Source organism: Streptomyces sp. NPDC017448 (genome assembly GCF_044330565.1).
Classification (GTDB): domain Bacteria; phylum Actinomycetota; class Actinomycetes; order Streptomycetales; family Streptomycetaceae; genus Streptomyces.
In genome coordinates this window covers 288,639-302,836 of sequence record NZ_JBIRLM010000004.1, presented here as the reverse complement: position 1 = coordinate 302,836, position 14,198 = coordinate 288,639, and the positions used below count along the sequence as shown (strand labels likewise).

Annotated in this window: 11 protein-coding genes; 4 read left to right on the top strand and 7 right to left on the bottom strand. The window is 74.2% G+C overall.

The genetic code is table 11. The features are described 5' to 3' along the window. Positions 1 to 750: 750 nt before the first annotated feature. On the bottom strand, positions 751 to 3,303 hold the full coding sequence (pepN, locus tag ACH4K1_RS10350; protein ID WP_398088304.1) for an aminopeptidase N: 2,553 nt from the start codon (positions 3,301 to 3,303) through the stop codon (positions 751 to 753). A gap of 365 nt (positions 3,304 to 3,668) precedes the next feature. Between pepN and ACH4K1_RS10345 the strand changes: the two genes are divergently transcribed. Beyond that, positions 3,669 to 4,688, top strand: a complete 1,020-nt coding sequence (locus ACH4K1_RS10345; RefSeq protein WP_398088303.1) for an MHYT domain-containing protein — start codon at positions 3,669 to 3,671, stop codon at positions 4,686 to 4,688. A gap of 42 nt (positions 4,689 to 4,730) precedes the next feature. Here ACH4K1_RS10345 and ACH4K1_RS10340 read toward each other — a convergent pair whose 3' ends face one another. Then, a complete protein-coding gene (locus ACH4K1_RS10340) occupies positions 4,731 to 5,057 on the bottom strand; it encodes a chorismate mutase (RefSeq protein WP_398088301.1) in 327 nt (108 codons plus the stop codon). A gap of 25 nt (positions 5,058 to 5,082) precedes the next feature. Continuing rightward, a complete protein-coding gene (locus ACH4K1_RS10335) occupies positions 5,083 to 5,961 on the bottom strand; it encodes a helix-turn-helix domain-containing protein (protein WP_398088300.1) in 879 nt (292 codons plus the stop codon). Between the two features lie 197 nt (positions 5,962 to 6,158). On the opposite strand from ACH4K1_RS10335, the gene ACH4K1_RS10330 reads away from it, so the two are divergent. Further along, positions 6,159 to 7,964, top strand: a complete 1,806-nt coding sequence (locus ACH4K1_RS10330) for a beta-galactosidase family protein (protein ID WP_398088298.1) — start codon at positions 6,159 to 6,161, stop codon at positions 7,962 to 7,964. 76 nt (positions 7,965 to 8,040) lie between these two features. On the opposite strand, the gene ACH4K1_RS10325 is transcribed toward ACH4K1_RS10330, so the two are convergent. Next, positions 8,041 to 8,808 (bottom strand): S1 family peptidase, encoded by a 768-nt coding sequence (locus ACH4K1_RS10325; RefSeq protein WP_398088297.1) that lies wholly within the window; start codon positions 8,806 to 8,808, stop codon positions 8,041 to 8,043. A 515-nt stretch (positions 8,809 to 9,323) separates the two neighbouring features. Between ACH4K1_RS10325 and ACH4K1_RS10320 the strand changes: the two genes are divergently transcribed. Together ACH4K1_RS10320 and ACH4K1_RS10315 are read left to right on the top strand one after the other, a co-directional pair. Beyond that, positions 9,324 to 10,226, top strand: a complete 903-nt coding sequence (locus ACH4K1_RS10320) for a hypothetical protein (RefSeq protein ID WP_398088295.1) — start codon at positions 9,324 to 9,326, stop codon at positions 10,224 to 10,226. 38 nt (positions 10,227 to 10,264) lie between these two features. Beyond that, entirely contained in the window at positions 10,265 to 11,122 is an 858-nt protein-coding gene (locus ACH4K1_RS10315; protein WP_398088294.1) for an ankyrin repeat domain-containing protein, read from the top strand. Here ACH4K1_RS10315 and ACH4K1_RS10310 read toward each other — a convergent pair. The 3 genes from ACH4K1_RS10310 to ACH4K1_RS10300 form a co-directional block, all read right to left on the bottom strand. Beyond that, positions 11,079 to 11,651 (bottom strand): GNAT family N-acetyltransferase, encoded by a 573-nt coding sequence (locus tag ACH4K1_RS10310; RefSeq protein WP_398088293.1) that lies wholly within the window; start codon positions 11,649 to 11,651, stop codon positions 11,079 to 11,081. The genes ACH4K1_RS10315 and ACH4K1_RS10310 overlap by 44 nt on opposite strands. Positions 11,652 to 11,887: 236 nt before the next feature. Then, a complete protein-coding gene (locus ACH4K1_RS10305) occupies positions 11,888 to 13,540 on the bottom strand; it encodes a DEAD/DEAH box helicase (RefSeq protein WP_398088291.1) in 1,653 nt (550 codons plus the stop codon). Positions 13,541 to 13,740: 200 nt separating this feature from the next. Further along, positions 13,741 to 13,944, bottom strand: coding sequence for a cold-shock protein (locus tag ACH4K1_RS10300; RefSeq protein ID WP_228993197.1), 204 nt, complete (start codon positions 13,942 to 13,944; stop codon positions 13,741 to 13,743). Between the last annotated feature and the right edge of the window lie 254 nt (positions 13,945 to 14,198).

Here is a 14,198-nt window from a genome sequence, read left to right as displayed (position 1 = left end):
CGGAGCCGCGGGGTGAGCCCGGCCGGAAGAGTTCGGGTCGACAGGGGTGCGGCGGGCTCCCGTCGTACGGGGCGGGGCCCGGCCGGTGAGCAGGCCGCTGTACCGGGCGGAGGCGGAGTTCTTCGAGGCGGCAGGGGCGGCCGGGGCGGCCGGTCGGGATCAGGGCGCTCGATCCGCTCGGTGAACGCGATCACGCGGTCGCGGAGACGCCGGCCGCGGTGGGGGTCGGGGCCGACCGTCGCTCGCAGCAGCCGGTGGTGATGGTGGTGGTGGTGCGCCGTGGGGGGCTCGTGACGGCCCGGCGGGCGGGGGCGGTTCTCTACGCATCGGCCGACCCGGGGGCGGCGGGGCTGCTGCGGGGGCGCGGACGGTCCTGACCGGAGTGTCGGCAGGCCGGGCGGTGCTGGTGGCCGGTCTGCGCGCGGCGGGGGGTGCGGCGGCGGACGCCCGGAGCGATGCGCCGGGGGCCCGGGGGCGGCCGAGGACGACGCCCGGGGCGATGCGCCGGAGGCCGGGGGCAGCGCGGTCGGCTGGTCCCGTCCGCGTACGGCCGGGTGTGCTCGTCGAGCGGGTGCGTTCCCCGGCCCGGGGGGCGGGCCCGGCGCCCTGCCCCGGGTGCGCTCCCCCGTACCGCGTGCGCGCCCGGCCGCGGGGCGGGAGCCGGCGTGCCGGTCGTCGATGCCGTGGCATCGTGTGTGCGCACGGCCGCGGGGTGGGGCCGGCCCTCTCCCCGCGGCCGTGCGCGTCGGATCAGCCGTTGGCGGTGGTCGTCCGTACGGCGAAGGCGCGGCGGAGGTCGTCGAGCTGGTCGACGAGCTTGCGGCGCAGGGCGGGGATGAGGTCGGGGTCCTCCAGGGCTCGGGCGCCGGTGGCGAGGCTGTCGGCGTCGATGGCGTAGGCGGGGAAGGCGTAGCGTCCGGCGGCCTCGGCGATGGCGGGGCCCCGGCGGGCGGCCAGCGCGATCGCGTCCGGGTAGAAGCGGGGCACGTACGGGGCGAGCAGCTCTTCCTGGCCGGGCTGCCAGAAGCCCTGGGCGGTGGCGGTGAAGAGGTAGTTGGACAGGGTGTCGTCGGTGAACAGCGCGTCCCAGGCGGCGGCCTTGGCCTCGGCGGTGGGCAGCGCGGCGCGGCAGCGGGCGGCGCCTTCCCGACCGGAGGCGCTGGGGTCGGCTTCGAGGGCGGCGGCGATGGCCTTCTCGTCGGTGGCGCCGAGGGCGGCGAGCCGGGTGAGGATGCGCCAGCGCAGCTCGGGGTCGAGCTCGGGTCCGCCGTGGACGGTGTCTTCGTCGAGCCAGGTCCGGAGCGTGTCGGGCTGGGTGGCGGCGTCGATGAAGTGGCGTACGGCGATGAGGCGGAGGCCGGGCTGTGATCCGTCCTCGGTGCGGCGGATGAGGTCGCGGCAGAGGTCGGTGAGCGTGGCGAGGGCGGCGGGCCGGTCCTGGGGGGCGACGTAGCGGTCGGCGATATGTCCGGCGGCGAAGGTGAGGACGCCCTGGACGAGGGCGAGGTCGCTCTCGTAGGGGAGGTGGGTGCGGGCGGTCGCGAGGTAGGCGGCGGGGGCCAGCTCCCCGTCGCGGACCATGTCGCGGGCGGTGTTCCACAGGACGGCCCGGGTGAGGGCGTCGGGGATGCCGGAGAGGCCGGCGAGGACGGTGTCCCAGGAGGCGGCGTCCGGGCGGATCTTGGCGTAGGTGAGGTCGCCGTCGTTGAGGACGACGAGGGCGGGGCGGTGGCCGGGGCGGACCGTGGGGGCGCCGTCGCCGGGTACGTCGATCTCGAAGCGGTCGCGCAGGGCGAGGTGGCCGGGGCCCGCCTGGGTGTTCAGGGCGTGGTCGTAGGCGCCGACGGCGATGCGGTGGGGGCGGGAGCCGTCGCGGGTGACGGTGAGGGTCCAGGACTGGCCGGTGCCGCTCGGGGCGGGGGCGGCGGACTCGGAGGGGCCGGGGGCGCCGACCTCGGCGGTGAGGGTGTCGATGCCGGTGGTGCGCAGCCACTGCTCGGCCCAGGCGTGGACGTCGCGGTCGGTGGCGGAGGCCAGGTTGTCGATGAAGTCGGCGAGGGTGGCGTTGGCGAACCGGTGGCGGGCGAAGTGGGCGTTGATGCCGGCCAGGAAGTCCTTCTCGCCGAGCCAGGCGACGAGTTGGCGCAGGGCGGAGGCGCCCTTGGCGTAGCTGATGCCGTCGAAGTTGAGGAGGGCGGAGGCGGTGTCGGGGACGGCCTCGGGGTCGGGGGCGACGGGGTGGGTGGAGGGGCGCTGGTCGGCGTCGTAGCCCCAGCCCTTGCGGGCGACGCCGAAGTCGACCCAGCTGTCGGTGAAGCGGGTCGCCTCGGTGAGGGTCTGGTAGCCCATGTACTCGGCGAAGGACTCGTTGAGCCAGATGTCGTCCCACCACGTCAGGGTGACGAGGTCGCCGAACCACATGTGGGCCATCTCGTGGGCGATGACCATGGCGCGGGTCTGGCGTTCGGTGTCGGTGACGGCGGAGCGGTAGACGAACTCGTCGCGGAAGGTGACGAGTCCGGGGTTCTCCATGGCGCCCGCGTTGAACTCGGGGACGAAGGCCTGGTCGTAGGAGTCGAACGGGTAGGGCTCGTCGAACTTCTCGTGGTAGCGGTCGTAGCAGGCGCGGGTGATGTCGAGGATCTCGTCGGCGTCGGCGTCCAGGTACGGGGCGAGGGAGCGGCGGCAGTGGATGCCGAAGGGCAGTCCGGCGTGTTCGGTGGTGATCGAGTGCCAGGGGCCTGCGGCGACCGCGACGAGGTAGGTGGAGACGAGCGGGGTGGGGGCGATGGTCCAGTGGCCTCCGCCGGTGTGTTCGGCGACGCCGTTGCCGAGGACGGTCCACCCTTCGGGGGCGGTGACGTCGATGGCGAAGACGGACTTGAGGTCGGGCTGGTCGAAGGCGGCGAAGACGCGCTGGACGTCCTCCATGAAGAGCTGGGTGTAGAGGTAGGTCTCACCGTCGGTGGGGTCGGTGAAGCGGTGCATGCCCTCGCCGGTGCGGGAGTAGTGCATCGCGGCGTCGACGCGCAGTTCGTGGGGGCCGGCGGCGAGGCCGGTGAGGGGGTAGCGGTTGCCGTCGAGGAGGGCGGGGTCCAGCGGCTGTCCGTCGAGGCTGATCGAGCGCAGGGCGGCGGGCTTGACCTCGACGAAGGTGTCTCCGGCCGCGCGGGCGGTGAACCGGATGGCGGTGCGGGAGTCGAAGGTCTCCTCGCCGGTGGTGAGGTCGAGGGCGATCGTGTACCGCTCCACGTCGAGGAATCGGGCTCGGGTCTGCGCTTCGTCGCGCGTCAGTACGGACATGGCCCCATGCTGCCGTACGGGGGGCGGGGGGCGCAGCGGGGTTCTCGCAGGGCTGACCGGGGCCAAGGGCTCCGCTTCCGGGCCGCACCCCGGGCCGCTCCCCGGGAGGGGGGAGCCCTGTTCCGGATGCCATGGGAGCGGGGTGTTACGGAGCGTGTCGATCACGGAAGCCGATACATGTCTCAGCCGTCTTGATCACAGGGGTTGTCGACCCGTTTTACCCTTAATTAACCGCCAGTTAAAGTGTTTTAGCCCCTTTTGGTCACATCCATTCCGATCGGATTTGGCCAAGGGAAAAGTCGACTCTATGGTCACACCGCGTCCCCTTCCTCCCTCTTTTCCTTATGCCAAGGAGCGGCCTGCCCATGCACGGCACCATCGACGGCTTCAACTACGGCGCCGTGACCCCCTTGGCGGCCTACGTGATGGCCTGCCTGGGCAGCGCGCTGGGGCTGCGGTGCACCATCCGCTCCCTGCGCAACGACTCCTCCTGGAAGCCCGGTTGGCTCGCGCTGGGCGCGGCCGCCATCGGCTCGGGCATCTGGACGATGCACTTCGTCGCCATGATGGGCTTCCACGTGGCGGAGACGCCGATCTCCTACGACCTCCGGCAGACGGTCCTGAGCCTCGTGGTCGCGATCGCGGTGGTCGGCGTGGGCGTCTTCATCGTCGGTTACCGGGGCGCGACCCGGGCGGCGCTGCTGACGGCGGGGCTGACCACCGGGTTCGGGGTGGCGGGCATGCACTACATCGGCATGGCGGGCATGCGGATGAACGGGCGGTTGGAGTACAGCCCGGTGGCCGTCACGCTCTCCGTCCTGATCGCGGTCGCCGCCGCGACCGCGGCCCTGTGGGCCGCCGTGTCGGTCAAGGGGTTCCTGCCGAGCCTCGGCGCGTCCCTGGTGATGGGCGTCGCCGTCACCGGCATGCACTACACGGGGATGAGCGGCCTCTCGGTGCGGCTGCACGAGTACCACGGCGCCCAGCCGCCCGCCGGCGACACCGCGTTCTCGATCATGCTGCCGATGATGGCCGGGCCCCTCTCGTTCCTGCTCCTGGCGGCCGTCGTGGTGATGTTCGACCCGGTCCTCGTGCTCGGCGAGGGCGAGTGGACGGCCACCGCGGCCACCGCGGCCCCGGAGGCCCCCCGGCCCCCGGCCGTCGCCCGGCCCGAGGGCCACGGGGCCGCGTATCCGGGAGCGGCCCCGCCCGCGGGGGCTGCCGCGTACCGGGGAACGACCGCGTACCCGGCGGGAACGGCCCCCTCCCCGGGGGCGTACGACCGGGCCGCCTCCCCGGGGGCGTACGACCGGCTCGACGGGCGGGGGCGGGCGCTGCCGCAGCCGTCGCGGCGCCCCGCGGGCCCCTCGCACCCGTCGTCCTGACGGACGGGGCCGGGGCCCGGGAGAACGGGCCCCGGCGCCTTCTCAGGCCCCGGCGCCGTTCTCCGTCTCCTCGGCGATGCGCTCGTGGTGGCGGATCACCTCGGCGATGATGAAGTTCAGCAGCTTCTCGGCGAACGCCGGGTCCAGGTTCGCGCTCTGCGCCAACTGCCGGAGCCGGGCGATCTGGCGGGTCTCGCGGGCGGGGTCGGCGGGCGGCAGCTTGTGGTCCGCCTTGAGGCGGCCGACCTGCTGGGTGGCCTTGAACCGCTCGGCCAGCATGTGGACGACGGCGGCGTCGATGTTGTCGATGCTCTCGCGCAAGCGGTTCAGCTCGGTCTGGACGGAGGCGTCGATCTCGCTCGTACTCATGGTCAGCGAGCTTAGACCGCCGCCTTCAGGCGGTGATCGTCGGCGGATCGTCGGGATCGGGCACCCGGTCGCTCCAGCCGCCGGGCACGGTGCGGCCCTGTTGTTCGCGGAAGCGGACGGGGGCGGCGCCGACCCGGCGGGCGAAGAGGCGGGAGAAGTAGGCCGGATCGTCGTAGCCGACGCGGCGGGCCACGGCGGCGACCGGCAGGTCGGTGGCGGCGAGGAGTTCCTTGGCCCGGCCCAGCCGGATGCCGAGCAGGTAGTCCTTGGGGCTGCAGCCGGCCCCGCGCCGTACGGCGGTGCGCAGCTCGGCGGCCGTCATGCCGTGCCGGGCGGCGTGCTCGGCGACGGTGAGCGGCAGGTAGGCGTCGCGGGCCAGCGCCCGGAGCACCGGGTCACCGTCCGGACCGATGTCCGCGCGGGCGCGGCGCAGGGAGACGAGGAGTTCGTGGACGGCGGCGCCGGTCTCCACCTCCAGCAGCGGGTTGCCGCGCCGGGCGGCGCGCACCATGCGTCCGACGGCGGCGCGCGGCGCGGCGGTGTCGGAGAGCGGGACGAGGGGGCGGTCGGGCTCGATGTAGCCGAGTTCGGTGTATGTGGTGGTGGCGGGCCCGGTGAAGTCGACGAAACTCTCGTCCCATCCGGTGCCCGGGTCGGCGCCGTAGTGGTGGGGGGTGCCGGGGGTCAGCCAGATGAGGCTGGGGCCGGTGACCGGGGTGCGGCGGCCGTCGGGGCCCTTGAACCAGCCGGTGCCGGAGTGGACGATCACGGCGACGTGGTGGTCGAGGGTGCGGGGGCCCACGGTGGGCAGCGCCCCGTGCTGGAGGCCGACGCCGAGGCAGACGAGGCCGAGGCGGTGGTGGAGCGGGCTCGGGGTGAAGAAGCGCATCCAGGTGTGGTACATCGCGTTCCCTGCCCCTTCCTTCCTGCGGACCACGCCCGGCCTTGTCTCCTGCGGCCCGGACCCGGCCGGTCCGCTGCGTCCAATCAACTGCGATCTTTGTCCATGGACCCGGTGCGCGCCAGGGGCGACAGTGATCGGACCACTACCACTGGACCGAGGGCCGCGGGTGCGGCCGAGCACAGGAGCGTACGAGCACCATGACCGACTTCACCGTGGGCGACGACTGCTTCCGGTTCGACGGGAAGCCCGTACGGCTGCTGTCGGGCGCCCTGCACTACTTCCGGGTGCACGAGGAGCAGTGGGAGCACCGGCTCGCGATGCTCGCCGCGATGGGGCTGAACTGCGTCGAGACGTACGTCCCGTGGAATCTGCACGAGCCCCGGGAGGGCGAGGTCCGGAACGTGGGGGCGCTCGGCCGGTTCCTGGACGCGGTGGCGCGGGCGGGGCTGTGGGCGATCGTGCGGCCGGGTCCGTACATCTGCGCCGAGTGGGAGAACGGCGGCCTCCCGGCGTGGGTGACGGGCCGGTTCGGGCGGCGGGTGCGCACCCGGGACGCGGCCTACCGGGCGGTGGTGGAGCGGTGGTTCCGCGAGCTGCTGCCGCAGGTGGTGCAGCGGCAGGTGTCCCGGGGCGGGCCGGTGGTCCTGGTCCAGGCGGAGAACGAGTACGGCAGTTACGGCAGCGACACGGTGTATCTGGAGTGGCTGGCAGGGTTGTTGCGGCAGTGCGGGGTGACGGTTCCCCTGTTCACGTCGGACGGCCCGGAGGACCACATGCTGACCGGTGGTTCGGTGCCGGGGCTCCTGGCGACGGCGAACTTCGGGTCCGGGGCGCGGGAGGGGTTCGAGGTGCTGCGCCGGCACCAGCCGAAGGGCCCGTTGATGTGCATGGAGTTCTGGTGCGGCTGGTTCGACCACTGGGGGGCCGAGCCGGTGCGCCGGGATCCGGAGCAGGCGGCGGGGGCGCTGCGGGAGATCCTGGAGTGCGGGGCGTCGGTGAACGTCTACATGGCGCACGGGGGGACGAACTTCGGGGGGTGGGCGGGGGCGAACCGTTCCGGCCCGTTGCAGGACGGGGCGTTCCAGCCGACGGTGACGTCGTACGACTACGACGCGCCGGTGGACGAGTACGGGCGGGCGACGGAGAAGTTCCGGCTCTTCCGGAAGGTGCTGCAGGAGTACGCCGAGGGGCCGTTGCCCGCGCTGCCGCCGGAGCCGGTGGGGCTGCCCGGTCCGGTGCGGGTGGAGTTGGCGGAGTGGGCCGGGCTCGGGGAGGTGCTGGAGGCGCTGGGCGATCCGGAGACGGAGTCGGGGGTGCCGCCGACCTTCGAGGAGCTGGGCGTGGACCGGGGCCTGGTGCGCTACCGGGTGGCGGTGCCGGGGCCGCGGCAGGCGTACCCGCTGGGGGTCTCGGGGCTGCGGGACCGGGCGGTGGTCTCGGTGGACGGGGTCCGGGCCGGGGTGCTGACCGAGGAGTGCGGGACGCTGCCGGAGCCGGTGGCGGGCCCGGCGGAGGTCGAGCTGTGGGTGGAGTCGCTGGGCCGGGTCAACTACGGACCGCGCCTGGGCGAGCCGAAGGGTCTCACCGGCGGGGTGCTGCACGAGCGTCAGTATCTGCACGGGGTGCGGGCCCGGGGGTTGCGGCTCGACGCGTTCGAGGCGGCGGACGCGGTGGCGGCGGTGCCGTTCGGGCCGGTACCGGAGGGCCCGGGGGCGACGGGGCTGTTCCGGGGGGTGTTCACGGTCGGGGGTGCGGCGGACGTCGATCACGCGGGGCTCGAACTGCCGGGCTGGACGCGTGGGTTCGTCTGGGTGAACGGCTTCTGCCTGGGCCGCTACTGGTCGGTGGGCCCGCAGCGGACCCTGTACGTACCGGGGCCGGTGCTCCGCGAGGGCGCCAACGAGGTGTGGGTGCTGGAGCTGGAGGAGGCGGGCGAGCCGCGGGTGGAACTGGGGCCGGGGACGCCCGTGGTCGCGGGCGCCCCCGGGGCTGTTCACAGCTGACCGGCCTCGGCCGGACGGGCCGGGGGCGGGGCCGGCCGGCCGCCCCGCGTGGGGCGGGGCGGGCGGTCCGAGCGGGTCAGAGGGAGTCGGCCGCGGCGGCGATGTCCGCCGCGAAGTGCGAGACCTCGGTGTAGACGCCCGGGTAGCCGGGGCGGGCGCAGCCCTGGCCCCAGCTGACGATGCCGACCTGGATCCACTCGTCGGAGTCGTCCTTGCGGAACATCGGGCCGCCGGAGTCGCCCTGGCAGCTGTCGACGCCACCGGTGTCGAGGAGGCCGGCGCACAGCTCCTCGCCGGGGACGAGGTTGCTGTAGGCGCTCCGGCAGTCGGCGTCGGAGACGAAGGGGACCTCGGCCTTCAGCAGGTGGCGCTGCTGGCTGCCGCCCTCGCGGTCGGCGCCCCAGCCCGCGACGGTGAAGGTGCCCTGGTCGTAGGTGTCGTCGGTGGCGATCTTCAGGGTGGGCTGGTCGATGGGCCGGGCGAGCTTGACCAGCGCCCAGTCCTTGCCGGTGCCGTTGTAGCCGGGGGCCTGGAGGACCTTGGTGGAGCGGACCTCGACGGCGTCGGGCGACTCGAGGTCGGCGACGCCGCCGGTGGCGGTGATCGAGGTGTCGTCGCCCGAACCGTCCAGGCAGTGGGCGGCGGTGAGGACGGTGTCCTGGGTGTAGAGGGCGCCGCCGCAGCCCATGGAGAGCCGGACCATGAAGGGGAACTCGCCCTGTTCGGCACGTTCTCCGCCGACGATCGGCTGAGGGGCCGCGGAGGCGGGCTGGAGGCCGACGGTCGCGAGGGCGACGGCGGCTACGGCGACGGAGCACCTTTTCAGCACGCTCGGAAGCTTCACGGATGCCTTCTTTCGTGGGGGGTCGTGGGGGGATGTGGTGTGGGGGGTCGTCGTGGGGGTTGCCGCGCCGCGCCGCCGTGCAGGGAACCCCGTACGGGGCTGTGGGCGGGGACGCCCGTCCGGAGCCCCGTACGGAGGGACGAGCGTCGCACGTCGGAGCGGGAGTACGGAGCGTGCGCGTGCGTGGCGGAGTGCTGTGGGTGGCGTGGTCCGGCACGCGTGTCCCGGTCCGGTGACGCCCTCCGGCACAGCACCGGACAAGTCATGCACCTGACAAGAACACTCCGATTATCGGTACCGCGTGACCGCTGCTACAAGAGGCACTTTCCGGCCACACCTTTCAGCCAGGGGTGTCGGGCCGCTCCCCGCCCGCCTCCGGCGCCGCCCCGGCCCGCTCCCCCGCCGCCGCACCGCCCCGCTCATCCCACCGCCGCACCGCCCCGGCATACAGTGGAGGTCCGTCGGCCGCCAGGAGGCCGACGTCACGGAGTCGACCGTCGCCGAGGGGGCCCGACGTGGCGAACCGCCCTCCGGGCGCACCCGTCGTCCACGGCTTTCCGCACCTGGCCACGGTCCGCTCCGCCATCACCGCGCTCTACCGGCGGCTCTCCGCGGACGGCGTCCACGCCTACGCCACCAGCCTCGCGCCCGCCGACGCGGCCTTCGCCGACCAGGACGACCTGCATCTGGGAGCCCAGCGGGTGGCGCGCGCCCTGGTCCAGCACTTCCGCCTGCCCGACGCCCGCCCGATCGTCGCCTTCCGGGCGATGGAGCACGCGGCGAGCGTGGAACTCACCGCGGGCCCCGAGTACTTCATCGAGCTGAACGACCGCTTCCGCACCCACCGCCGGGACGTCGGGGCGGCGCTCGCGCACGAGGTCGCCCATGTGCTGCTGCACCGGCTCGGCCTGGAGTTCCCCGGCACCCGCGCCAACGAGATCCTGACCGACACCACCACCGCCTACCTCGGGGCCGGGTGGCTGCTGCTGGACGCGTTCCGGGAGGACGCCGCCTCCCGCCAGAAGCTCGGCTACCTGACCCCGGAGGAGTTCGGGTACGTCCTGGCCAAACGGGCGTTCGCCTTCGGCGAGGACCCCTCCCCCTGGTTCACCAGCCCGCAGGCGTACACCGCGTACGCCGAGGGGCGGGAGCGGGCGGTGCGCGATCTGCGCCGGCCGCCGCTGTCCGCCGCCGGCTGGGCGGGCCGCCGCCGCTACGCCAAGGACCGGCGGTACGCCCGGGAGCACCCCGGGGCCGTTCCCGATCCGAGCGTTCCCTACGCCTTCGAGACCGGCGGCCCGGAGTTGCGGGTCTCCTTCCCCTGCCCCACCTGCCACCAGCGCATCCGGGTGCCCGTCCGGGGCCGGTTCGGCGCGCGGTGCGGCCTGTGCCGCACACGCCTGGAGTGCGACACCTGACCAGGGGCGTCGTCGGCGGCCCGCCGTAGGGTCGAAGCATGACGAACGAGCCGATCAGGGATGAACCAAGCCTGTTCGACGCGCTGTACGAGGGTGAGGACGCGGTCGTACGGGCACTGCGGGCGGGCGTGTCCGCCGAGGCGAGCGACGAGGAGGGCACGACCGCGCTCTACCTGGCCTCGGTCCAGGACCTCCCCGGCACGGTGCGGCTGCTGCTCGCGGCGGGGGCCGACCCCGACCGGGCGAGCGGCCACGAGGCGGGCGACCTCCCGCTGTGCGGGGCGGCGTGCGGCGGGCACACGGAGGTGGTGCGGGCCCTGCTGTCCGCCGGGGCGCGGCCGGACCTGCGCGAGGAGTTCGGTTTCACGGCGCTGCGGTGGGCGGTCGGCCTGGGGCACGCCTCCACGGTCGAGGCGCTCCTGGCCGGGGGCGCGGACCCGCTGCTGCCGGGCCCGCAGGGCGAGGCGATGCTGGTGCTGGGCGCGCAGCGGGGGTCCGCCCGCACGGTGAGGGCGCTGCTCGCGCACGGCGCGGGGGGCCAGGAGGCCGTGGTGGCCCTGGCGTTGGCCGAGGCCCGGCGCATCGCCGCGCTCGACGCGGAGCGGGAGTTGCGGCGGCGGCTGGAGGAGGGCTACGGCTCCGGCATCGAGACGGTGACGCGGCGGGAGCGGCGGGACGGCGAGGAGACGATCGCCGTGGAGGTGCTCCGGGACGGGGCGCCGATGGCGGGCGTGGACCAGCACACGGGGCACGGCGAGGTCGCGGCCCTGCTGGAGGAGGCGGCAGGCCCGCCCGCCGCCGACCGCGCCCCGCGGCCCGCGCACCCGCCGCCCTCCTCGCCGCCCCGGCCTCTCACGCCTCCCGTGCCGCCCGCCCCTCCCATGCCTCCCGGGTGAGTTCGTACTCGACCTCGCCGTGCTCGGAGCCCTCGATGACCTCCGGCCACTCGTCGGTGTAGGCGCGCAGGAAGGTCAGCCCCGTCTTCTCCATCACGCGGCGCGACCCCGTGTTGACCGCCATGGTGTTCGCGGTGACCCGCCGGACGCCGAGGTCGGTGAACCCCTTGTCCACCAGGGCCCGCGCGCCTTCGGTGGCGTATCCGCGACCCCAGGCGGCGCGGTTCAGCCGGTAGCCCAGTTCGACGACGGCGGGGTCGTGGTCGTCCAGCGGCCGGAGTTCCCACCACCCCAGGAACGCGCCGGTGTCCTGGCGCTGAGCGGCCCAGTAGCCGCGGGTTCCGGTGCACGGGTAGGTGTGGAGGAGCCGCGGCAGGGTCCGGTCCCGGATGTCCTCGCGGCTCGTCGGCCGCCCGCCGTTGATGTACCGCATGACCTCGGGGTCGTTGTCGAGGGCGAAGAGGTCGGGGGCGTCGTCGGGCGTGACCGGGCGCAGGAGGAGCCGGTCGGTCGTCAGGAAGGGGTGCATGGGGCGATCCTCGCCGCGGCCGCCCGGGCCGTGCCACCGGATATACGCGGGGCGTCGGCGGGGGCCGCCGGTCGCCCCGGACCCGGTCGGCGGGCGGGGACGAGCGCCCCTCGCCCGGCGGCCGATGCGCCCCTCCCGGGGCGCGGGGCTCTGCCCCCTGCCCCGGCCCTCACCCGTCGGACGGTCGGTGCGGTGGCCCGGCGGGGGGGGCGCCGGGCGGCGGTGCGTGGGGGCCGTCAGGCCGCCCGGCGCCCCCGCGGCGCCGCACCCGAACGCGCGGTGCCGGCGGAGCGCCCCGCGCCCCCGGCCGCACGGCCCGTGCCACCGGCCGTACGCCCACCGGCGGCCGCCCCGCCGCCGGCGCCCGCGCCCGATCCCCGTCGTCCCCGTCCCCGGCTGCCGGAGCGTGCCGCTCCGCCGCCCGAGGAGCCGGCCGGGCCGCCCGTCCGCGTCCGCTGCTTCGGCGGAGTCGGCTGCGGCACCTCGATCACGATCGCGACGCCCGAGGGCTCGCGGGCCCCGGTGATCCGGCTCAGCTCCGCGTCGCTCGACGTGACCCGCGTGGTGCGGGGCGCGATGCCCGCGTCCTGCATCAGCCGGGTCATCTCGCGCTTCTCCTCCGGCAGCACCAGCGTGACGACGCTGCCGGACTCCCCGGCGCGCGCCGTGCGCCCACCGCGGTGGAGGTAATCCTTGTGGTCGGTCGGCGGGTCCACGTTGACGACCAGGTCGAGGTCGTCGACGTGGATGCCGCGGGCCGCGACGTTGGTCGCGACGAGCGCGGTGACCTGCCCGTTCTTGAACTGGTCCAGCGTCCGGTTGCGCTGCGGCTGCGAGCGCCCGCCGTGCAGGGCGGCCGCCCGCACACCGCTGGCGAGCAGCCGCTTGGCGAAGCGGTCGGCGGCGCGCTTGGTGTCGACGAACATGATCACCCGGCCCTCGCGGGCGGCGATCTTCGTGGCGACGGCCTTCTTGTCGGTCTCGTCGAGCACGTGGAGCACGTGGTGCTCCATGGTGGTGACCGCGCCGGCGGACGGGTCGACGGAGTGCACGACCGGGTCGGTGAGGAACATCTTCACGAGCCGGTCGATGTTCTTGTCCAGGGTCGCGGAGAACAGCATCCGCTGGCCGTCCGGCTCGACCTGCTTGAGCAGGGCGACGACCTGCGGCATGAAGCCCATGTCGGCCATCTGGTCGGCCTCGTCGAGGACGGTGATGGAGACCTCGTCCAGGCGGCAGTCGCCGCGCTCGATGAGGTCCTTGAGCCGGCCCGGGGTGGCGACGAGGACTTCGGCGCCGCGCCGCAGGGTGGCGGACTGCTTGGTGATCGACATGCCGCCGACGACGGTGGCGAGCCGCAGGTTCACTGCGGTCGCGTACGGGGTCAGCGCGTCGGTGACCTGCTGGGCCAGTTCACGGGTGGGGACGAGGACCATGGCGAGCGGGGCGCGCGGCTCGGCGCGGCGGCCGGCGGTGCGGGCCAGCAGCGCGAGGCCGAAGGCGAGCGTCTTGCCGGAACCGGTGCGGCCCCGCCCGAGGATGTCCCGGCCGGCCAGCGAGTTCGGCAGGGTCGCGCCCTGGATGGGGAACGGCTCGGTGACGCCCTGCGCGGCGAGGGTCTTCAGCAGCGCGGCGGGCATGTCGAGGTCGGCGAAGGCGTCGACGGCGGGCAGCGCGGGGGTCACGGTCTCCGGCAGGGCGAATTCGCCCTGCGGCGGCGTGGCGCGACGACGGGCCGGGGCCTTGGAGCCGCCCTGGTTCCGGGAACCGCCCTGGGCGCGGGAGCGGGGGGCGCCGCCCCGGCCGTTCGGCGGGGTCTGGGTGCTCTGGCCGCGGCCACGGGCCGGGCGCGAGCGGGGGGTGCGGTCCTGGCGTTCGGAGCTGGTCATGCGGAATTGCCCTCCTGGGGAGATTCCTGGGCAACTGCCGAATGGGTTGACTGCGGGGTGTGCTGGTCCGGCCGTCGTGTGCGCCCCCAGGATGTGCGCACAGAAACGGATGGGTGCAACGGGATCGTTGCTCGGACAGCACAAACCGGGGCCCGCACCGTGAGGTGCGGGCCCCGGTCAGCGAGGTACGCGTCCGGTGATCAGACCGGGACGATGTTCTCGGCCTGCGGGCCCTTCTGGCCCTGCGTGACGTCGAAGGAGACCTTCTGGCCCTCCTGCAGCTCGCGGAAGCCGGAGGCGTTGATGTTGGAGTAGTGGGCGAAGACGTCGGCGCCGCCGCCGTCCTGCTCGATGAAGCCGAAGCCCTTTTCCGCGTTGAACCACTTCACGGTGCCGGTGGCCATATCATTCTCCTAAAACAGGTGCAGTGCCGGAAATCCGCACTTTACGAATTCCAAGTCGCCGCATTGAGCCCCATCCGGAGAAAGCCGGAAAACAATAAAGCGCCTGAGGAAGCATTCCCGTCAGGCGCACATAAAGTTCATGGGTACCAAAACTGCAACGCGGACAACAGTAGCACGTCCTTCCTTCCGGCGGAGGGGCGCGCCACGCGGCCGGAGAGGGAATCTTCGCCGACCGGGGGCGTACGGGAGGCGTC